General features: G+C 61.8%; 18 protein-coding genes. 10 read left to right on the top strand and 8 right to left on the bottom strand.

The genetic code is table 11. The features are described from left to right. Positions 1-7: 7 nt before the first annotated feature. Both NKI32_RS11165 and NKI32_RS11160 read right to left on the bottom strand, forming a co-directional pair. Entirely contained in the window at positions 8-1,231 is a 1,224-nt protein-coding gene (locus tag NKI32_RS11165) for a polysaccharide biosynthesis/export family protein (RefSeq protein ID WP_353002662.1), read from the bottom strand. A 217-nt stretch (positions 1,232-1,448) separates the two neighbouring features. Then, positions 1,449-2,126 carry a sugar transferase gene (locus tag NKI32_RS11160; RefSeq protein ID WP_023668816.1) on the bottom strand — a complete coding sequence of 226 codons (678 nt, stop codon included), beginning with the start codon at positions 2,124-2,126 and terminating at the stop codon, positions 1,449-1,451. Between the two features lie 607 nt (positions 2,127-2,733). Here NKI32_RS11160 and NKI32_RS11155 point away from each other — a divergent pair. Beyond that, entirely contained in the window at positions 2,734-3,006 is a 273-nt protein-coding gene (locus NKI32_RS11155; RefSeq protein WP_023668815.1) for an exopolysaccharide production repressor protein, read from the top strand. 47 nt (positions 3,007-3,053) lie between these two features. On the opposite strand, the gene NKI32_RS11150 is transcribed toward NKI32_RS11155, so the two are convergent. The 6 genes from NKI32_RS11150 to NKI32_RS11125 form a co-directional block, all read right to left on the bottom strand. Then, positions 3,054-4,889 carry an ABC transporter ATP-binding protein gene (locus NKI32_RS11150; RefSeq protein ID WP_353002621.1) on the bottom strand — a complete coding sequence of 612 codons (1,836 nt, stop codon included), beginning with the start codon at positions 4,887-4,889 and terminating at the stop codon, positions 3,054-3,056. A gap of 5 nt (positions 4,890-4,894) precedes the next feature. Beyond that, complete coding sequence (locus NKI32_RS11145; protein ID WP_502897939.1) at positions 4,895-5,857, bottom strand: phosphoenolpyruvate carboxykinase (ATP); 963 nt, start codon at positions 5,855-5,857, stop codon at positions 4,895-4,897. Positions 5,858-5,868: 11 nt separating this feature from the next. Then, positions 5,869-7,788 carry a lasso peptide isopeptide bond-forming cyclase gene (locus tag NKI32_RS11140; protein WP_353002619.1) on the bottom strand — a complete coding sequence of 640 codons (1,920 nt, stop codon included), beginning with the start codon at positions 7,786-7,788 and terminating at the stop codon, positions 5,869-5,871. A gap of 3 nt (positions 7,789-7,791) precedes the next feature. Continuing rightward, positions 7,792-8,199 (bottom strand): lasso peptide biosynthesis B2 protein, encoded by a 408-nt coding sequence (locus tag NKI32_RS11135; protein WP_353002618.1) that lies wholly within the window; start codon positions 8,197-8,199, stop codon positions 7,792-7,794. Next, complete coding sequence (locus NKI32_RS11130; protein WP_245259933.1) at positions 8,192-8,461, bottom strand: PqqD family protein; 270 nt, start codon at positions 8,459-8,461, stop codon at positions 8,192-8,194. The genes NKI32_RS11135 and NKI32_RS11130 overlap by 8 nt, the downstream gene beginning before the upstream one ends. Before the next feature lie 164 nt (positions 8,462-8,625). Next, a complete protein-coding gene (locus NKI32_RS11125) occupies positions 8,626-8,778 on the bottom strand; it encodes a lasso RiPP family leader peptide-containing protein (protein WP_023684233.1) in 153 nt (50 codons plus the stop codon). Positions 8,779-9,263: 485 nt separating this feature from the next. Here NKI32_RS11125 and NKI32_RS11120 point away from each other — a divergent pair, with 485 nt between their 5' ends. The 9 genes from NKI32_RS11120 to NKI32_RS11080 all read left to right on the top strand — a co-directional run bounded on the left by NKI32_RS11120 (position 9,264) and on the right by NKI32_RS11080 (position 19,910). Next, positions 9,264-10,388 carry a nucleotidyltransferase family protein gene (locus tag NKI32_RS11120; RefSeq protein WP_353002617.1) on the top strand — a complete coding sequence of 375 codons (1,125 nt, stop codon included), beginning with the start codon at positions 9,264-9,266 and terminating at the stop codon, positions 10,386-10,388. Between the two features lie 142 nt (positions 10,389-10,530). Continuing rightward, complete coding sequence (locus NKI32_RS11115) at positions 10,531-11,553, top strand: glycosyltransferase family 2 protein (RefSeq protein ID WP_353002615.1); 1,023 nt, start codon at positions 10,531-10,533, stop codon at positions 11,551-11,553. Between the two features lie 127 nt (positions 11,554-11,680). Next, positions 11,681-12,076: a cytochrome P450 family protein gene (locus NKI32_RS11110; protein ID WP_023696966.1), complete on the top strand. Its 396-nt coding sequence runs from the start codon at positions 11,681-11,683 to the stop codon at positions 12,074-12,076. Between the two features lie 121 nt (positions 12,077-12,197). Then, entirely contained in the window at positions 12,198-13,097 is a 900-nt protein-coding gene (exoK, locus tag NKI32_RS11105) for an endo-1,3-1,4-beta-glycanase ExoK (protein ID WP_023668806.1), read from the top strand. 54 nt (positions 13,098-13,151) lie between these two features. Then, positions 13,152-14,483, top strand: a complete 1,332-nt coding sequence (locus NKI32_RS11100) for a UDP-glucose dehydrogenase family protein (protein ID WP_023755600.1) — start codon at positions 13,152-13,154, stop codon at positions 14,481-14,483. A 31-nt stretch (positions 14,484-14,514) separates the two neighbouring features. Continuing rightward, positions 14,515-15,594 carry a glycosyltransferase gene (locus NKI32_RS11095; RefSeq protein WP_023696968.1) on the top strand — a complete coding sequence of 360 codons (1,080 nt, stop codon included), beginning with the start codon at positions 14,515-14,517 and terminating at the stop codon, positions 15,592-15,594. 223 nt (positions 15,595-15,817) lie between these two features. After that, the gene (locus NKI32_RS11090) at positions 15,818-17,059 is read left to right on the top strand and encodes a glycosyltransferase (protein WP_023696969.1); all 1,242 of its coding nucleotides are present in this window, start codon (positions 15,818-15,820) and stop codon (positions 17,057-17,059) included. Between the two features lie 221 nt (positions 17,060-17,280). Continuing rightward, entirely contained in the window at positions 17,281-18,450 is a 1,170-nt protein-coding gene (locus tag NKI32_RS11085) for a glycosyltransferase (protein ID WP_023694198.1), read from the top strand. Continuing rightward, positions 18,447-19,910, top strand: a complete 1,464-nt coding sequence (locus NKI32_RS11080) for a lipopolysaccharide biosynthesis protein (protein ID WP_023684224.1) — start codon at positions 18,447-18,449, stop codon at positions 19,908-19,910. The genes NKI32_RS11085 and NKI32_RS11080 overlap by 4 nt, the downstream gene beginning before the upstream one ends. Positions 19,911-19,970 lie beyond the last annotated feature (60 nt).

The following is a 19,970-nucleotide window of genomic DNA, read 5'->3' as shown; positions in this document are numbered from 1 at the left end:
AAACAGGTTACTGGCTGGCCGTCGGCGCCAGCTTCACCTTGATGACGTCGCCCGGCAGCACCGGCGTATCTTCCTTGGCGTCGATCTCGCTGGTCTTGCCGTCCGTCACGCGCACCAGCGAATAGATGAGCGCCGGCTCTTCATTGTGGTTTGTGATGGCGGCGGTCGTGGCCGGGTCCGATGCCTGGGCCATCAGGCCCTGTTGCATGTTGACCCTGAGTGCGGCTTCGTTGAGGTCTGCTTCGACCTGCTGCCGGTCGGCGGCAAGTCTCGAGTTCAACGTGTTCTGGGCATCGATGGCATCCTGCGTCGCCTTGCTGACCGACTGCTTGGCGGTGAGGATCGCCGTCTCATAGTCCAGGATCTTGCCCTGCAGATCGGTGACCGACTGTTGCGAGGAAAGCAGGCGTGCGTTGGCGACCAAGCCCTTTTGCGCCAGCGGACCGATACTGTCCGCCTGCTGCTGCGCCAGGTCGACCTGCTTTTGCTGGTTGACGATCTTTTTCTGCAGCGCCTCGATTTCGGACTGCAGGACCCCTTTCAGATCGTCAAGCGCCTGCAGCTTCAGCTTCAACGCTTTCTGGTCGGAGATCAGGATCTGCATTTCGTCGGCGACGATTGTCGCCAGGCGCGGGTCGCCCTCGACTTCCTTAGGCGCCTCGAAACTCTCCTTGCCGGCGAGATCGGCATCGATGCGGGCACGCTTGACGATCAACCGCACGCGCTGGTCGTCATAAATGTCGAAATTGCCCTTGGCGGTGATCAGATCCTTGCCGAGCTGGGTGCCGAAATCGGCGTTGCGCCGGATGCCGCCGGCGATGCTGATCGCCTTGAGCACGGTCAGCTCCGGCACATAGGGAAACTGGCCAGGGGTCTGGATCTCGCCCGAGATGTAGAACGGCCGGAACTGCACCATTTCCACCGAGGCTTCCGGCTTGTCCGACAAGGCAAGCTTGCGCTGCAGGGCGACGCTGATCGCGGCCGCAACCTCCGACGTGGTCTTGCCGGCGGCCGGCAGTTCGCCGACGAACGGCACCGACAAATTGCCGGCGGGGCCGACCGAATATTCGCCGTTTACCGCCGACCAGTCACGAAACGTGCCTTCCACCGTCTGCCACTCGGCGACGCGGATGTTGAGCTTGTCCTGCGAGCCAAGCCGGTACTCCTCGGCCATGGCTGGAACCGCGAGCGACAGTGCGAGGCACGTGGCGACGAGCCGTGCCGGCCGCATCGGGCCGGCAAGGCGAAAATACGCTGATATGTCTGTTTTCAACTGACGTTTCCGATCCGTTTTGGCCCCATCCGCCCGATAGGCCTGCTGCCGAGTGCCTCCTTCGGAACCTGGCAGAATACTATGGCTGCAATGCGAGACCGGCCCATCGCCGAATAGCTTTGGACCGGATTGGCTTCGGGCCGTGCCGGCCCGATTGCTGACCAGTTGCGGTCGGTCAGTAGGAACCGCGAGACATCCACACCGCAGGCACGGTCTTGAGGATGATGCGAACGTCTTCGAACAGCGACCAGTTCTCGACATAGTGACGGTCGAACGCGACGCGACTGTCATAGGAGACATCGTTGCGTCCGCTGACCTGCCAGAGCCCGGTCAGGCCCGGCCGCGACTTCAAATAATAGACCGCGGCGCTGCCGTAGATCTCAAGCTCGTCACGCACCACCGGGCGAGGCCCGACAAGGCTCATGTCGCCCTGCAGGATGTTGATGATCTGCGGCAGCTCGTCGAGGCTGAGCTTGCGCAGAACGGCGCCGACGCGGGTGACGCGCGGATCGTTCTTCAGCTTGCGGGTCGCGATCCATTCGGCGTTGGCTTCCGGATTGGCCGCGAGATAGGCGGCCAGCACACGTTCGCCGTCTTCGACCATGGTGCGGAACTTGAGGCAGGGGAAAATCCGCCCACCGCGTCCGATGCGCTTGTGGCCGTAGAAGATCGAGCCGCCGTCGGAAAGCTTGACCAGAAGGGCCACCATCAGGAACAGCGGGCTAAGCGCCACCAGGCCGACAAGTGAACCGAAAATATCGAAACTGCGCTTCAGCAGCCCGCCGATGGGTGGCGGAAAATCTACGCCGACATGCGAAAATGCCGCATTGGCCGACTTGGCAACGTCCCTCATGCAAAAGCTCCATACGTTGAACGGATGGTTTATGCCACGATACCAAAAAAATGCTGCAGCGCAACACACAATTTCCCATATGGCTGAAATAATCACGTCAGGATTTGACTAAATAATAAACGCTTCTTGCCAAAATTTTGCCCACTATGGCCGTTTTGTGACGAATAATCAGCAACCGTAGGAAATGTAATGCCTTTTTTCGGCGGGTTTTGGGCAAATCGTCCTTTGCCGCAGAGGGAACGGCTTTAACTGATTTTCGAATCACTGGCTTTGCTAAATTAATCAAGTAAAATACTAATCAACATTGTAGATTCTACTGTAGTATAAAGCGCATGACGAGTTAGGTCACCACCCCTGCGTGTGCATCGCAGCATGGCGGAGTCCAAGCCGCCGCCAAGCCGAAAATTATTGCTGGTTGCCCTTGCCGTCAGTTTCGCGCCTTAATAGAGTCGCAAATTATTCCTGTTAGAGTCTGGATGGGTTGGGAAGGCCGGAAGCAACCGGCCGAAAAAGAGCAGCTAAATAAGCTCGCATGGCGAATGGGGAGATACTCGGGTGGGTAAGTCATCGCTTTTGCATGCTCGGGCCGGTTGACGGGCCGCCGAACATGTCATTACCAAAATTCGTCATTGGAATGGTTTTCGCCCTCGCGATCGTGGTCGCGTGGTCCTATGTCGACGGTGCGACGGTCACCACAACGGTGCTTCGCGTCATCGGCTGCGCTGTCCTCATCCAAATCGGTTATTTCCTGCTGGTGTATGTGATGATCGCCAGGAGCGCGCCGACATCGGCCGACAGGGCTCGTGACGCCGAAAGAAGCCTCGGCGCCGACAAGGCGGTTGAAGGCGAGAAGCTCTCGGCGAGGCGCAGCGTGCATTGAACAGTCTGAAGGCACAAGGTCGGCCTCGGATCATCTTGCAGCCGGACTCAGCCTGCTTCGGCCGGCTCGGGTTCCGATTGCTCGCCTGAAAGCATTTTCGACAGGCGGCTGCCGGCCTTCGCTTTCAACCTCTGATATTGCCCGACTTCGACGATTCGTCCGTTTTCGACTGCAACCACCCAGTCGGCGAAGGCGATCATCGATGGCCTGTGCGCAATGGTCAGGATCGTCATCGATCCGCGCAAGCCGTCGATCGATTTGGCGATCAGAGACTGGTTCTGCCAGTCGAGCGCGCTGGTCGCCTCGTCGAGAATGAGCAGCGAAGGTTTGCGCAGCAGCGCGCGCGCCAGCGCGATGCGCTGGCGTTCGCCGCCCGAGAGCCGGACGCCGCGGTCGCCGACCACCGTGTCGAGCCGCAACTCCAGCCGCTCGACGAAGTCGGCGCCATGCGCAGCGCGCAGTGCAGTCCACAGCTCCGCGTCAGTGGCTTGCGGCGCGGCAAGGCGCAGATTGGCGGCGATCGTATCGTGCAGCAGGAACACGTCTTGCGGCACATACGCCACCTGGTCGCGCCAGCGCCGGCGATTGGCGGCGCCGATCTCGACGCCATCGGCCAGGATCTTGCCCTCGCTCGGTTCGAGCAGGCCAAGCAGCATGTCGGCAAGCGTGCTCTTGCCCGATCCTGACGGACCGATCAGCGCCGTTACCTTGCCGGCGGGAAGGCCAAAGGTCACATCGCTCACCACCGGCTTGCCGCCGGCCTCATAGGCAAAGGAGACGTTGCGGATGTTGAGCCCGACATCGAGCGACAGCTTGGCATCCGATTCGAGGTTTGCCGGCTCGCGTTCGGCATCGAAACGCGCCTGCATGTCGCGCATCGAGGCATAGGCCGGCAGGTTGATCAGCACCTGCTGCGCCTGCATTTGCATGTCCATGAAACGCGGCGCGATGCGCATGAACACCAGAAGCAGGACAACGATCTCGGCCAGCGAGAGGTTGAAGCGGACCAAAGCGACATAGATGAACAGGCTCAGACCAATGACGCTGGCGACCTGGAACAGAGCGGTGCCGATGGTGCTGTTGCGGACATAGTTGATGTTGTCGGCCTTCATCTTCTCCAGCGTCGCGCGAAGCTGCGCGTAATAGGTCGCCTCGACATTCAGACTCTTGGCCACCTTGATGCCGCCGAGGAACTCCGAGACCGTTCGGTACTGCTCCTGGCGATTGCTGGTCAAAACCCGGCCGAAGGCGCTGGCTCGTGCCCGAAACGGCTGCAGCGCCAGGAAGGTGACGATGCCGACGACAATGGCAAACGCCGTCATCACTGGCGAAATGAACAGCGAGACAACGAGATAACCCGCCAGAAGCACGGCGATCTGCACCAGCATCAGCAGCGAGAACGCCGCCGACTGCACGCGGTCGATATCGCCGGTCAGCGCATGGTCGAGATCCGAGCTGCGCATGCGCGCGAATATCCCCCACCGCGCTTTGCCGATGCTCTCGAACAGGTTCATGCGCAGGCGATTGATGAAGTCGAGCAGCAGCCGCGCCATGTAGACGGATTTATAGCGGTTGAACGCTGCCTGCAGCGCGACAAGCCCGACCAGCAGGCAAAGCACCGTGGTCAATTGCAGCGTTCCGTCCGGAGCCAGCCAGCGCACCCAGTCGCGGTCAGGCAACCTGACCGCGAAATTCTGCTCGGGTCGCCCGACCAGATGCAGCAGCGGCACCAGAAGCAGGATCGAGATGCCTTCGGTCAGGCTTCCCAGGATCAGGAACAGCAATGCCGTGAAGGTCCTGCGCCCGCCGATCCGGGCCATGGCGGCGCCGAAGCCGGCGACATCGCGGTAAAACGAAAAGCGCAGGATCTGCGATGCGGACATGTCAGTCACCGCGGCCCTTTGTCGGCCGCCAGATCGTTTTCGATCAGGGCGACAGCTTCGCCGATACGGTCGAGCCCGGTGGGCACTTCGAGGCGACAGACGCCGATCTGGCTGGCCAGGGCGGCGCATTGGCGAAGATGTGTCGTGGCAAAATCGCCGACCAGGGCTGGACGGCCGAAACGCGTCACATAGGAAAATTTGATGATTGCCGGCAGGGCGCCGATGCCTGGCAGCGCCGTGATCGCTGCTTTGTCGCTGCGCTCGAGGATATAGATCCGGGTCGCCGGCACCGCGTCTGCCGCAAATCCGGCGTGCAGGCGATGCTGCATCTTGTCGATCGCCGCATGCACCTGCGGGCGTATTTCTGCCTGGCGGATGGGAAACGCGGCGGCCGCATCGGCGGCGAGTTTCAGCTGCGGAAAACCCGGAACGATCATCGGCCGGTCCGTGAGATCGAGCGCCACGACATCGTCGGTCAGCAAGCGATGGCCGGCGCGGATCATCGCGCTCGCCGTCGTGGATTTCCCGGCGCCTTTGTCGCCCATGAAAACAGCGCTCTTGCCGCCGACGGCAATGGCGCTGGCGTGCAGGATGAGCAGGCCGCGCTGGTGCAGGAGCAGTGCCATGACCGGACCGAGCAGCGGAAACGCCAGCAGTGCATCGTCGACATCAGGCGCCGGCTCCACCTCGATGCGGCAGGCATCGGTAATCAGGAACGCGCCGACCGTCTGCCATGCCAGATATTGCTGCCGCGCCTCGAAGCGGAAAGCAGTTCCGGTCTCGGGCGAGAGTTTTGGCAAGTCGATCGGGCCGACCGTAATCACCACATCGACCGCCGCCGGCGCGCTCGGCTCCAGCTCGGGCAATTCGACCTGCGAACCGATCGTCAGGCCATAAGCCCTGTAGAAGCGTTGCGCGCGAGCCTTGGGATGGCCGGCATCGCGGATCGCATCGGCGGTGAGTGGCATGTTGGCCAGTGTCATGCTTGGCTCCCGCGCTGTTGCACCTGCCTTAGCCACAGCGACAACGCGATCGAACGCCAGACATACTGGACATCGGGCAGGGTGGCTTCGTCCGGTTGCCGCGCGATGCGGCCATAGGCGGCTGTCACTTCGGGCAAATTGACATAGGGCGCGATCAGCGCCGCATCCGCTACCAGCACCTTGTCGAGGAGATCACGGTGATTGCCGAGCATGCCTTTGACCAGGTTCGAGGTGAAATCGATCTTGTCGCGCCGCCACTGCACCGCCGGCGGCAGGATTCCTTCCATGGCGCGGCGCAACACCGAGCGGCCAAAGCCCTGGTTCAGCTTTTCCGCGCCGGGCAGCGCCAGGCAGAACTCGACCAGCGGCTTGTCCCAGAAGGGGTAGCGCGGCTCGACGCCGAAATTCGCCGCCGCCTTGTCGAGTACCTCGAAGGCGTGCGGCACCATGCCGTTCGACAGCAGCCAGCGATGGGTCAAGGTCTCGCTGGCGCTGACCGCGGGCGCCATATAGCCGGCCCTGCGGAACCGCTCGACGAGGTCGGTACGCATCGCCAGGTCCGGATTGATCAGGGCGCGCCAGCTCGTCGCCGGCCGCCCAGTGGGATGGCGCCGCAATTTGCCAAGCACGCGGTTCGCGAACCGCTTGATTCTCGCGATGCGCCAGGCCGGCCCGTAAAGGGTAAGGAACTTGTAGTAGAGGCCGAGCATGCCATCGCCATAGGTGTTGGAGGCGCTGCGCAGCTCGCGCCACAGCTCCATCCATTTGCCGGCATAGGCGAGTTCGTGCAGATGGCCGTGGCCCTGCGAAACCACCTCGTCGCCGCCATGGCCGTCCAGCAGCACCTTCATGCCCTTGGCGCCGGCGGTCCTGTAGATGTCGCGGGTCAGCGACAGGCCGGGGGCCAGGAACGTTTCCTCCTGCTCTTCCAGAATGCGTTCGAACTCGGAGAAGGGCGCGTAGTTGCCGACGGAAATCAAAGTGCCGTCGACCTTCTCCTGTCCAAGCACTGCCTCGATGAAAGGCCGCTCGTCCATCGGCGAACCCTTTTCGAACACCAGCGAGAAGGTCGGCAGCCTCGGCTTTCTCTGCGCGGCATTCTGCAGGCCCGCCACGCAGGCGATCGAGGAGGAATCGAGCCCTCCGCTCAGCATTGCGCCGACCGCAGGCGTGCCGCGCATACGGTTGCGGACCGATTGCGAAAACAAATGCCGGAATTCCTCGACCGTATCCGATCGCATCTGCCTTGGCGAGGGTTCGATCTGCCAGTAGCGACGCAGCACCACCTGTTTGCCGGTCACGGTCAGACTGTGGCGCGCCGGCAGGCGGAAGATATCGGCATAGCTTGTCGACTGCGGATTATCGGGCAGCCCGGCCAGGAATCCCGAAATCTGGTGTTCGCTGATGCGCATGTCGACGCCGCCGGCATCGAGGATCGGCCCGATCTCCGAGGCAAAGACGAAGCGCCGGTCGCTCGAATGATAGTAGAACGGTTTGACGCCGAAATGGTCGCGCACGCAAAACAGCTGCCGGCGCTCGCCATCCCAGATGGCAAAGGCGAAGTCGCCTTGCAGATGCTCGGGGCAGGCTTCGCCCCAGCGCAGATAGGCGCGCATCAACAGCACGGCGTCGGCAACCGAATTGTCCCGGATGCCGAGCCTGGCCAGCAATTCGTCGCGATTGTCCAGCCGGCAGTCCGCGGTGATCGCGAGCTTGCCGCCGGCCATGGTCAGCGGGCCGGGGCCGGCTTCATCGGTGGTGTTGAGCCAGGCGTGGCCAAGAACGACGCCCTCGTCCATCCACCACGAACTGCCGTCAGGCGCGCGATGTTGCATGCGGGTAAGCATGCGCTGGACGTCGGCCGCGGCGGCCGGCTTGCCTTCCTGCCTCAGCAGAATTCCGGCGACGCCGCTCATCGCTCACTGGCCGTGGTCGACGAGATGGTTAAACCCGCCAAGCGAGCCGCCGAGCACGATGTGGTCGCCGCTGACCAGCCAGGCATGCGCCTTCAACTCGGTGCCGGTATCGCGCTCGATGCCGATGCGGATTTTTGAGGCGTTGCCCTGGCGGGCAAGCAAATACTGGCCGGAAAGCGCTTGGGTCAGACAGCTTGCGCCAGGCACCAGGCGGGCAGCCGCAGCCACGCCCCAGGCGACACGCCTGAGATCGCCGATGTCGGCCGGTTCGCGCGCGTCGAACCGGGTCACCATGCCGCGAATCCTGTTATAGGAAAGCAGCGTCAGCCCCAGCCGCACCACCACGACCACCGCAAGGCAGTGGGCGAGAAAGAGCATCTCCGGCCCGCTCAGCGAGAAAGCTCTAGACAAGTTCCTCATCATGGAGCCTCGCAAGCCCGGCGTCCGCCAAGCCCTTCAACAATCCATCGACATCGGCCTTGCAGCGTTCCGGATCGACATTGTAGCGGTCCAGCACGGCGCTGCGGATTTCGGAAATCGGCCGCGGCTCCTGGATCAGCTCCCAGATATAGGCGCCGACGCTGTTCAGGCTGTAATAGATGTTGGACCTCATATCGAGCAGCGCCAGGCCGTTGCCAAATTCGCAGGCCACGGCATCCTTGCTCGCGCTCATCCGATCGTGGTCCGAGGGATTCCAGTCCATTCCTAAACCTCACTCACAACACCAACGCTTCGGCAATTCCGGACAAAGACGCGAGAGCCGGGGTTTGACCCCCGACTCTCCTTAGTGCGCTCTGTTTGCAGAGTCCGGACTTTGTCACCCCAACGAGAGAAGACTCAGGAGAAGGTGAGTTCGCCGACCGGCGTATGTGCCGGAAACGAGGCGTCGAGTGCCGTAGTACCGCTACCGCCTTGCGTGATGGTCTCGATCGAGCCGTGGACCGTCAGGCTAGGGGTTTCGTACTCATGCTTTTCAACATTCTGTTCCATTTTACTCTCCACTTGTGGACTGGAAGCGGCCTGTCGATTGCCGGCAGCGAGCTATTGCTGCACCGCAATAGCTGCATGGCAGCATTTATGAGTCAAGCCTGATTTACCCGCCGTTAATCAATTCTGGGTTGCGGTTGCCTTCAATGGTGATCAAAACCGCTTGCATTTTCACAGCCTAGGCGATTTCAGCGCAGTGTCCGTGGTGCTTAACTAAGCAACTGATTCTATTAGATTAAATTTTCTAGTCGAATGCTCGTCATTTGGGCGCCAGCGCGTTACCACAAGATTGTTGCTGACGTGTCGGGCAGAGGCTCCGATCAGGCGACGACTTGCATCACGTTGTACGACTGTGTCGTTAGACGTCCAGGTTGCAGGAAAATTGTCTCCAAGGAAAAAACTGGACGCGGCGCATGAATTTGGCGATGCTTTGCTTCGCACTTGCAATATAACGCGCCTGGCGAATTTTTGCGGAGATGCTGCAGCATATGGCCTTGCAGGAAGGGACCTTCGAAAGGTTGCGCGCCGCTGGCTGCGCCGACGAAGTGGCCTATGTGCAGGCGTGCCTGCGGCTGTTCTTCGCCTCCGGGACGAGCCCCAGCACCGCGCCTGCACCGGCCATCTCCGTTGCCGATGTTTGCGACATCGCCAGGCTGAACAAGGTCGCCACCTTCATGCTGAGGGCGCTGTCGCGGCCACCGGCGGGCGAGACGCCGCCGGGATTGCTCGAGTGGCTCGACACTTATCGCCGGCGCACGATTGCGATGAACTCGTCCGGCATCATGGATTCGATGGCCATCGACAAGGCGCTGCGCGGCAGTAGCATCGATTTCGTCTTCCTGAAGGGCCCCCTCCAGCAGCAACTGCTCTATGGCGACCATTTCATGAAGCCGTCCGGAGATGTCGACATATTGGTGTCGCCGGCCGGCTTCTTTAGAGCTCGTGATGCGCTGCGCTCGATCGGCTACGAGGTCGCCGGCAAGTCCCGCTCCGTCTGGTGGGTGCGCTTTCTGGGCGAGCAGCACATGGTTCGCAGCCAGGGTCGGAAATTGTCCACCGTCGATCTCCACTACCGGCTCCAGCAGCCGGGATCGCCGAGCCCGCGCGATACGGAAGGGTTCCTGCGCCGCAAGCGCGCGCTTGCGATCGCCGGCTCCAGCGTGCCGTTCATCTCGGCCTCCGACACTTTGCTTCTGTCCTGCATCAGTGTCGCAAAGGCGCTGTTCAACCGCGAGCCATGCGCGGGCTATGTCTGCGATATCCGGGCCGCTGCCAGTCGGCTGAGCGAGGCCGAGCAGCAGACTGTGCTCGACTACGCGGCCGAGCAGGGGCTGGCCGACACCCTGCTGCTGGGCCTGCGCGCCGCCGATGTGCTGCTTGGTGGCGCCGGCACGCTGCTGTCGGATCGGGCCACCAGGATCCTGTCACGCATCGGCAATGAAGACCTGTTCCACATGGTCATCGCGCCGTGGCTGTCGTCGCTCAGATGGCCGCAACGGCGCACCGTTTTGTGGGAATTGTGCGGCCGCGAACCTGTCCGCTACCTGACCGAGGCCGGCTGGGCCGCGTCAGCCGACCTCAGCCGGCGGATTTTCGAGCGGGAAAGCCGGTGACGATCAGGGTCGTCATGCAGCAGGCAGATAACGTTCCGTCCCGATCCGCTGGGGATGGATCGGGGGATGGATCGGGGTCCGGCGCCGCGCGCCGGGAGGGCGAGGGGCCTCGCGACACTTTATGCAATCGAAAGGCCACCCTATGTCCATGACAGAATCCCGGGTCTGCGTGATCATCGCGGCGCGCAACGCGGCCCGGACCATTCCCGCAGCCATCGCCTCGGCGCTGCGCGAGCCGGAGGTGGCGGAAGTCGTTGTCGTCGACGACGCCTCCACCGACGACACCGCAAAGGTGGCCAGCGCTGCCGACGATGGCAGCGGTCGGCTTTCGGTCATCCGGCTCGACGTCAATCGCGGCCCGTCCTTCGCTCGCAATGCCGCCATTGCCGGGTCGAAATCGCCTTTCATCAGCATTCTCGACGCCGACGATTTCTTCCTTCAGGGACGGTTTCGCCAGCTGTTTGCCGGCAGCGACTGGGATTTCGCCGCCGACAACATCATGCTGATCCGTGACGATACGGCGACCGACGTCTCTAAGATCGTCGCCCCGTCCTTTTCGGCGGACCCGGAATTCCTCGACTTCGAGCGGTTCATCGAGGGCAACATCTCCAGACGGCGTGTCCAGCGCGGCGAACTCGGCTTTCTCAAGCCGGTGATATCAAGAGCTTTCCTCGACAGGCATGGGCTGCGTTACGACGAGAACCTGCGTCTCGGCGAAGATTATGAACTGTACGCCCGCGCCTTTGCCCTTGGCGCACGCTTCAAGGTCATCCGTTCCTGCGGCTATGGCGCGATCGTGCGCGCCGATTCGCTGAGCGGGCGCCACAAGACACAGGATCTGAAGCGCCTCGCCGATGCGGATCTGGCACTGCTCAAGATCGACAGCCTGCCGGAAGGCTCCAAGGCCCTGCTGCGCAAGCACGAGCGGCATGTGCGTGACAAATACCGGCTGCGCAATTTTCTCGATGTGAAGGCCGAGCGCGGCATGGCGTCTGCCGCCGCCTACGCGCTGGCCAGCCAGTCGAATCTCATTCCCATCGTTGTCGGCGTGGCCGCCGACAAGCTCGATGCGTTGTTTCGCCACGCCGGTCTGCCCCCGCGGCAGCAGCCGGTGCCGCCCTTGCGCTTCCTCATGGCCGGTACCAGCACGGCGGCGCAAAAGTAGGCTCCGCCAGGTCCGGGACGGCGGCCGCAAGGCTGAAAAAATTGCCTTTCTGAAACTCGGAGGTTGCCTACACGCCCCGACGATGGCACTGTATGTTGCGGTGCAGCAATTTTGGAAGGCCAACCGGATGGCTTCAATTTTCGGCTTCAGGTCCAGGGACCCAGCGCGCGACAAGCAGACCGATCTGGCGCGTTTCGACCGTCTGGCAAAGCTGTTGGATCAGATCACGGCCGAGATTGCGGCCGAGAAGACCGGGTTGGAGGCCCGCTACCGGTCGAAGTCCACCAACGCGGCCTTCCTGGTCGAGTCGATGGAGAACGGCTCGGCGTCGGCAAGCAAGCTGTCGGAAGTCGGCGAGCTGACGAAGTCCATCCTGAACTGCGAACAGCGCATCGCCGAGCTGGTGCGCCAGACGAGCCGGATGAAGGAACTGCGTCATTCACTCGACGCGATCGTCGGCGAGGATGGCCAGAGTTCTGATTCGCACGGGGAATATGTCAAACCCGCAGGTCGCTTCGGCTGAACACGGTCACACGAGACACAGAAGAGAAAGTTCGGGGACGGAGGATCGGGATCGGCCCGTTAGCAATGTGGGCCAATCGGTGACTTTGGGTTGGGGCGGAACAGCACAAAGGTGAATTGATATGAACGCAGATCCGAAGACGACGCCCATGGCGGCAATCGATGCCATGATTTCAACGCGGCCAAATCGGCCAATGCGTCTTGTAAACCCAACGCGTCTTCTATCCGTTGGTGCGCTTCTGTTGGCGGCAGCCGCAGCTCTGCTCGGCGCCGCCCACCCCTCCCGCGCCCAGGACGCCTCCCCGGAGATGCAAAGCGCACCGTCCTTCGTCGACGATTTCAAGAGTTTCGATCGTTCGCGCTGGTATGTCTCCGACGGTTGGTCGAACGGCAATCACCAGAACTGCACCTGGTCGAAAAGCCTGGTAAAATTTTCCGACAACATGCTGACGCTCGGCTTCGAAAAGCGCAAACTGAAGGACCGCGAGTTCGCCTGCGCCGAGATCCAGACCAAGCAGCGCTTCGGATATGGGACCTATGAAGCACGGATGAAGACCGACACCGGATCCGGTCTCAACGCCGCTTTCTTCACCTATATCGGCCCTGCCGACAAACAGCCCTGGTATGAGATCGACTTCGAGGTGCTGACCAAGGATACATCCAAGGTGCAGGTCAACAGCTACATCGCCGGCAAGCCCAAGAACGAGAAGCTGGCCGAGGTCGAAGGCGGCGCCGACAAGGGCTTCAACGACTATGCCTTTATCTGGGAAAAGGACCGGCTGCGCTGGTACGTCAACGGCAAGCTGGTCCAGGAAGTGACCAATCCCGAGCAATTGCCGACCCACTCGCAGAAGATATTCTTCAGCCTCTGGGGCAGCGACACGCTGAAAAACTGGATGGGCGCCTTTTCGGACCCCGGCCGCCAGGTGACGATGCAGGTGCAGCGCGTGGCCTTCACCGCGCTCGGCCAGCCGTGCCAGTTTCCGGAATCGCTGGCATGCAGTGTAAGCAGCATAAAGTAATCTGAACCGGCCCGGCCATATAAGGCCAAAGGGCGTGAACAGGAATTAACCCGAATGAATTTGACGGTCTTTGGAATTGGCTATGTCGGTCTCGTGCAGGCTGCGGTGCTGGCTGAGGTCGGGCACCAGGTGGTGTGCGTCGATGTCGATGAAAAGAAGGTCGAGCGGCTCAACCAGGGCCTGGTGCCGATTTTCGAACCGGGACTGGAGGCCCTGGTCAAGGAGAACCACGCAGCCGGCCGGATCAAGTTCACCACCGATGCCGCCGCCGGCGTCAAGCATGGCGAGATCCAGATGATTGCGGTCGGCACGCCACCCGGCGAGGACGGTTCGGCCGACCTCAAATATGTGCTGGCGGTGGCCGAGACCATCGGCCGCGAGATGGACAGTCCCAAGATCGTCGTCGGCAAGTCGACCGTGCCGGTCGGCACCTGCGAAAAGGTGAAGGCCAAAATCGCCGAGACGCTGAAGGCGCGCGGGCGCCAGGACCTGGCTTTCGACGTCGCTTCCAATCCTGAGTTCCTCAAGGAAGGTTCCGCCGTCGCCGACTGCATGAAGCCCGACCGCATTATCGTCGGCACCAACAGCGAGGACACCGAGGCGGTGATGCGCGAGCTCTACGCGCCGTTCAACCGCAACCACGAGAAGATGATCGTGATGGACGTGCGCAGCGCCGAATTCACGAAATACGCCGCCAACTGCATGCTGGCGACCAAGATCTCCTTCATGAACGAGATGGCCAATCTGGCCGAGCAACTCGGCGCCGACATCGAGGAGGTGCGCAAGGGCATCGGCTCGGATCCGCGCATCGGCTATCACTTCATCTATCCCGGCCTCGGCTATGGCGGTTCGTGCTTTCCCAAGGATGTCCGCGCGCTGATCAAGACAGCCGAAGGCGTCAAGTTCGACGCCAAGCTGCTGCGCGCCGTGGAGGAGCGCAACAATGCCCAGAAGTCGGTGCTGTTCGACAAGGTGCACCGTTATTTCAAGGGCAGTCTCAAGGGCAAGACCTTCGCGCTCTGGGGCCTCGCCTTCAAGCCCAACACCGACGACATGCGCGAGGCGCCGGCGCGCGTCCTGATGGAGGCGCTGTGGCAGGCCGGCGCCAATGTGCAGGCCTACGACCCCGAGGCGATGCAGGAATGCCAGGCCATCTACGGCCTGCGCGACGACCTTTTGTTGTGCGGCACCAAGGAGGCGGCGTTGCGCGGCGCCGACGCGTTGCTGATCGCCACCGAGTGGAAGAGTTTCCGCGCCCCGTCCTTCGACGCGGTGAAGGATGCCCTGACCACGCCGGTCATCTTCGATGGCCGCAACCTCTATGATCCCAAGGTCATCGCCCGTCACGGCATCGAGTATTTCTCGATCGGCAGGATGGCGGCGTGAAGGCAGGGCGGCACAACGCGGAGCCAGGTTCATGAAAGTTCTGTTTGCAGGCGGCACCGGCTACACGCCGCAATTCAGCGGGGGCGTCCAGTCGAGCACCCACCACCTGGTCGAGCAATTGCGCGAAAACGGTCACGAGGCATCCGTTCTGGCAGCCCTGTTCGGCGACGGCATGTTCGGCTTCAGGGCGCGCGCCAAGATGAAGCTCCTTCGTCAGCGCGCGGTCATCGACAATTTCCCGGGCTATCCGGTTGTACGGGCGTGGTTCCCCTGGGAAGCGGCCGACTTCGCCGTCAAAAAGTTGAGGCCGGATGTCGCGGTCGTGCAGTGCCACAATTCGGTGCCGATCGGCAGAGAGTTGCAGAGGCTTGGCGTGCCGCTGACCGTCTATCTGAGGAATGTCGAATTCGACGAATTGGCCGGCGATCTGCGTGAGCTCCATTCGGCGGTCTATATCGCCAACTCCGAGTTCACCGCGCGCGCCTATAAGGCAAAATTCGATATCGATTCGACGGTTATTCCGCCGACCATCAATCCCGCGTTCTACTGCACACCGACGACCGGTGAATTTGTCACGCTCATCAATCCATATGAGGAAAAAGGCTTCGATCTTGCGGTGCGCATTGCCGCCGCCTGTCCCGAGATCCCGTTCCTGTTCGTCGAAAGCTGGAAGCTCGACGACGATCATCGAGCCCGGATCGAAGCAACAATCTCTCCCCTCCAGAACGTCAAGCTGGAAAGCCGCACCAGCGACATGAAGACGGTCTACGGCCGCACGAAAATCCTGCTTGCGCCCAGCAAATGGGAAGAAGCCTGGGGCCGGGTGGCCTCGGAAGCGCATTGTAGTGGCATTCCCGTGGTCGGCTCGCGGCGCGGCGGTCTGCCGGAAGCGATCGGCGCCGGCGGCGTGGTACTGGACTACGACGCCCCGCTCGCCGACTGGGTCGCAACGGTCAGGCGGCTGTGGAGCGACGAGGCCGAGTACAAGCGGCTATCAGCGACAGCACGTCAGTTTTCGGAGCGGCGGCAAATGAACCCCGACAGCCAGTTCGCAACGTTCATGGGCGTTCTCGACCGCGCAAGACGTGTCGGTTTGGAGCGCGCAGCCTAAACGCGTCGTGTTGCAGTTCAGCTGAGACGCTGCACGACCGTGGTCGCGCAAAGTTCCCGTTAGCCAAGTCCAGGCGTCGTGCGCCCGTCCGGATCACTTTTAATTGCTGCAGTGCAATATCTTGTGGCACTGCAGCAATCAACGTGTATTCTGCCTGTCTACATTAGGGCTTGTGCGATATGGACCGCTTGGTCCGAGCAAGCCCCAACCTTATGGGCGGGTCATGCGCGTGGGCTTTGTCGTCGGCGAATTCCCTCTGCTTTCGGAAACCTTCGTCGTGGACCAGATGGCTGGGCTGCTGGCGCGGGGCTTTCAGGTCGAAGTGGTCTGCGAAAAGATGCAAGGTGACCACCGAATTGACCGGCAAAGCGAGCCGATGGCGACGCTGCTCGCCAGAACCCGACATTGGTGGCGATGGGCCGCTGTAATCAGCAAATTTGTACAGCGTCTGCCGCCGCGTCTGCGATACAAGGCCTCGACCGTTCTCGACATCGCCTTTGCACGCCGCCTGAACCGCTGCGACGTGATTGTCGCCCACTTCGGACAGAACGGCGAGAGAGCAGCCGCACTGAAGAAATGGAAGGTGCTCAAACCACCGATCATAACCATCTTTCACGGCGCGGACGTGGCGATCCCGGCGCGGCAGGCAGTGCTCGCGACACAATATGCCGGGCTGACCAAGCATGGGACCCTGAACCTGCCCGTCAACGATTACTTCCGCACGATGCTGCTGGAAGCCGGCCTGTCCCAGGCGAGCACGACGGTCCACCATATGGGAATTGACACCCGCGAAATCGGCTATCGCTGGGAATCGTGGGAAGGCACCCAACTGGTCGTGACGACGGTTTGCCGCCTGGTCGAAAAGAAAGGCGTCGAGTTCGCCTTGCGAGCCCTGGCCTCCCTCAAGGCCTCCCAGCCGCAGCTAGACTGGCGTTACGACATTGTTGGCGACGGTCCTCTGCGGATGAATCTGGAGAGGCTGGCCGTAGAGCTGGGCTTGGCTGGTCGCGTAACATTCCTCGGCAGCCTCCCTCACGCAGAGGTGAAAAGACGGCTTCGCATGGCGCATCTCTTTTTGCTGCCAAGTATCACTGCCAGCGACGGGGATATGGAAGGCATTCCGGTCGCGCTCATGGAGGCCATGGCCGCCGGATTGATTGCGGTCAGCACGTATCATTCGGGAATCCCGGAGCTCATCAAGGATGGGGAGACGGGGTTGCTTACGCCCGAGCGAGATATTTCAGCGCTTGCCGGCAAGCTTGCCTGGGCCGGGGAGCACCCGACCGAATGCGAGCGTATCGCGCTTGCCGCACGCCGCAAAGTCGAGGACGACTTCAACGCAGATGTTCTGAATGAACGTTTTGCGCAGATCGTTACCCAACTGGCCACATCGAGCCCTGCGCATGAACCTGCCGGTCATGTCGGGGTTTCCGAGGGCCTGGCGGATCCTTCCTCTGCCGGCTGACACTGCTGCTCTGCGTTTGATCGGCAGACACGCCAAGCCGAGGGAAATCTTGCTACAGTGCACCAAAAATGTTGCAGTGCAGCAAGACCTATACTAACGTCCCTGCGGGTGGGCCAACAGCGGTAGAGTTCCATGCTGCATGTCTTGTGCCTCCGGCACCCTGTTTTCGGCCCGGCTTTTGTCAAGGGCACACCGGCTCTCCGCACGAGCGCATCCTGCCGATGAAGATTTGCTTCGTAGTCGACAAGTTCCCCTCATTGTCCGAAACCTTTGTTCTCGACCAGATAGCCGGATGCCTTGAGCGCGGCATGGAAGTCGGCGTCGTCTGCAACGAGACGTCCTTCGGCAGGGACAGCAACATCGATGATCCGCGCTGGCAGGCGCTGCCAGGAAAGGTCATATGCTGGTGGGGTGGCCTGGGTCGCTATCGCCCGCTGCTCAGGAAGTGGTCCGGCAGGTTCTGGGACAAGCTCTCGACCGCCATCGACATTGCTCATGCCCGAAAACTGCAGGGCGCCGACGTCATCGTTGCCCATTTCGGCAACAACGGCATGCGCGTGGCCCGCGCCATCAAGCGCGGGAGGATTTCCGCTCCCCTGGTGACGATATTTCACGGCCGTGATGTCGGCGAACCGCTGCATGACAATACGCTCGCGCGCTACAAGATTGTGTTCGAAAAGGGCGTTCTTCAACTGCCGGTGAATGCGTTTTTCCGCGATGCCTTGATTGAGGTCGGTGCATCGCCGGAGCAGGTTGTGGTTCACCATATGGGGGTGCGGCCGAGTGACATCGACTATCGGTGGCGTTCATGGGAGCAGGCTACGCTCTCTTTCATCTCGGTCTGCCGCCTGACTGAAAAGAAGGGCATCGAATATGCGCTTCGCGCGCTTGCTGGCCTGCCGCGGCGAGACTGGATCTACTCGGTGATCGGCGGCGGAGAACTTCTCGAGCAGCTGAAGGGGATCGCCGCAGAGCTCGGCATTGCCGACAGGGTGAATTTTCTTGGGCCCCGGCCGCACAGCGAAGTCAAACAGCGTCTGCGCGATGCGCATGTATTCCTGCTGCCCAGCGTCGGCGCCCGCGATGGCGATCTGGAAGGCATTCCGGTTTCGCTGATGGAAGCGATGGCCGCCGGCCTGACGGTGGTCAGCACATATCATTCCGGGATCCCTGAACTGATCGACGATCACAAGACGGGTTTTCTCGTGGCTGAGCGGGACGTTGCGGCGCTGACCGGAAAGCTTGCCTGGATCGCCGAGAATCCGAAGCCGTGTGAAGAGATCGCTCTCGCGGCGCGCAAGAAGATCGAGGCCGAGTTCAACTCCGATCTGCTGAACCAACATTTCGTGGAAATCGCCATGCGGCTTGGCGAAACGAGGTCGCTTGCATGAACGCCAATCCGCCCCCCCAGTTCGGTCGTGTCGCCCTGCGCGGCGGGCTGGTAACCATCGGCGCCCAGGGCTTCAAGATGGCGATCCAGTTTCTCTCCGTCATCGTGCTGGCCCGTCTGCTCGTCCCCGAGGATTTCGGTCTGGTGGCTTCCGTCGGGCCGATCGTCGCCTTCGTCGGGCTGCTTCAGAATCTGGGCCTGCAGCAGGCTGTGGTTCAGCGCAAGGACATCAGCAACCAGCAGCTCAACCAGGTGTTCTGGATCAGCGCGCTCGTCGGGCTGGGTAGTGCCGTGGTAGTGGCCGGCCTGGCGCCTGCCATCGCCGCGTTCTATGGCGATCAACGTATGTCCGGCATCACCCTTGGCTCTGCCCTGCCGCTGCTTCTCGGCAGTCTGGCCGCAGTGCCGCTGGCGTTGATGAACCGGCACCTGCAGTTCGGCCAGCTCGCACTGAACGATGTGATAAGCGCCGCCGCCGGACTGCTGGCCGCCGCGATCGCGGCCTATGCGGGGTTGGGCTACTGGTCGCTGGTCATCGGCCCGGCGGTTTCGGCAGCTATCGCCCTGGCTGCCGCCTGGCTGGTGGCGCGTTGGACGCCTTTGCGGCCGGACCTGAAGGTCGATGCCGATATATTGTCGTTCGGCGCCAACCTGACCGGCTTCAACCTCGCCAACTTCTTCTCGCGCAATCTCGACAACATTCTCATCGGAAAATATTCCGGTGCGATCGAACTCGGCTATTACGACCGCGCCTACAAGCTCCTGTTGTTCCCGCTGCAGAACATCAACCAGCCGCTGACACGGGTCATGGTGCCGCTGCTCAGCCGCATTCACGATGACAAGGCCCGCTTTCGCGATATCTATGTGCGCACCAACTGGATGCTGGCGGCCGTTACCATGCCGGGCATCGCGGCGCTGACGCTGACCTCTAATCAGATCGTCGGACTTCTCTTCGGCGCGGGCTGGGCACCGGTCGCACCGATCTTTGCCTGGCTGGGCATCGCCAGCCTGGTCCAGTCCGTTTCAAGCACGACGGGATGGATATTCATCTGTCAGGGCAAGACGAAGACCATGTTCCATTGGGGCATCTATTCGTCGCTGACGACCGTCGCTGCCTTCGTCGTCGGCCTGCACTGGGGCGCCGTCGGCGTTGCCGCGGCCTATGCCATCAGCGGTTACGTGCTGCGCGTTCCCGTGCTGGCGCTACTGGTCCATCGCGTCGGTCCGGTGACCGCCGCCGACTTCCTGCTCATGCAGGGGCTTTTCATCGCCTCGTCCCTGCTTGCCTGGTTCCTGTACCTGTGGTTGCCGGCGTCTCTAACGGGCCAGTCAGACCTGCTCGCGGTCTTTTTGGCGCTTGCCCTCAACTACGGCATCGGTCTCGTTTTCATGCTTGCCGTCCCGCAGTCGCGACGCGCTTTGTTCACCACCCTGTCCAACGCCGCGCGCAATATCCGCTGAGCGGCCGGCGATCAGCGGCGCCAGCAGGTTTGTGGCCGACATTGCCGAAGCATGTTCTTC

It is taken from the genome of Mesorhizobium sp. M0761, from assembly GCF_040320205.1.
GTDB lineage: Bacteria > Pseudomonadota > Alphaproteobacteria > Rhizobiales > Rhizobiaceae > Mesorhizobium.
Note: the sequence above shows the minus strand (reverse complement) of the source record. Positions and strands in the feature narration are given on the sequence as shown.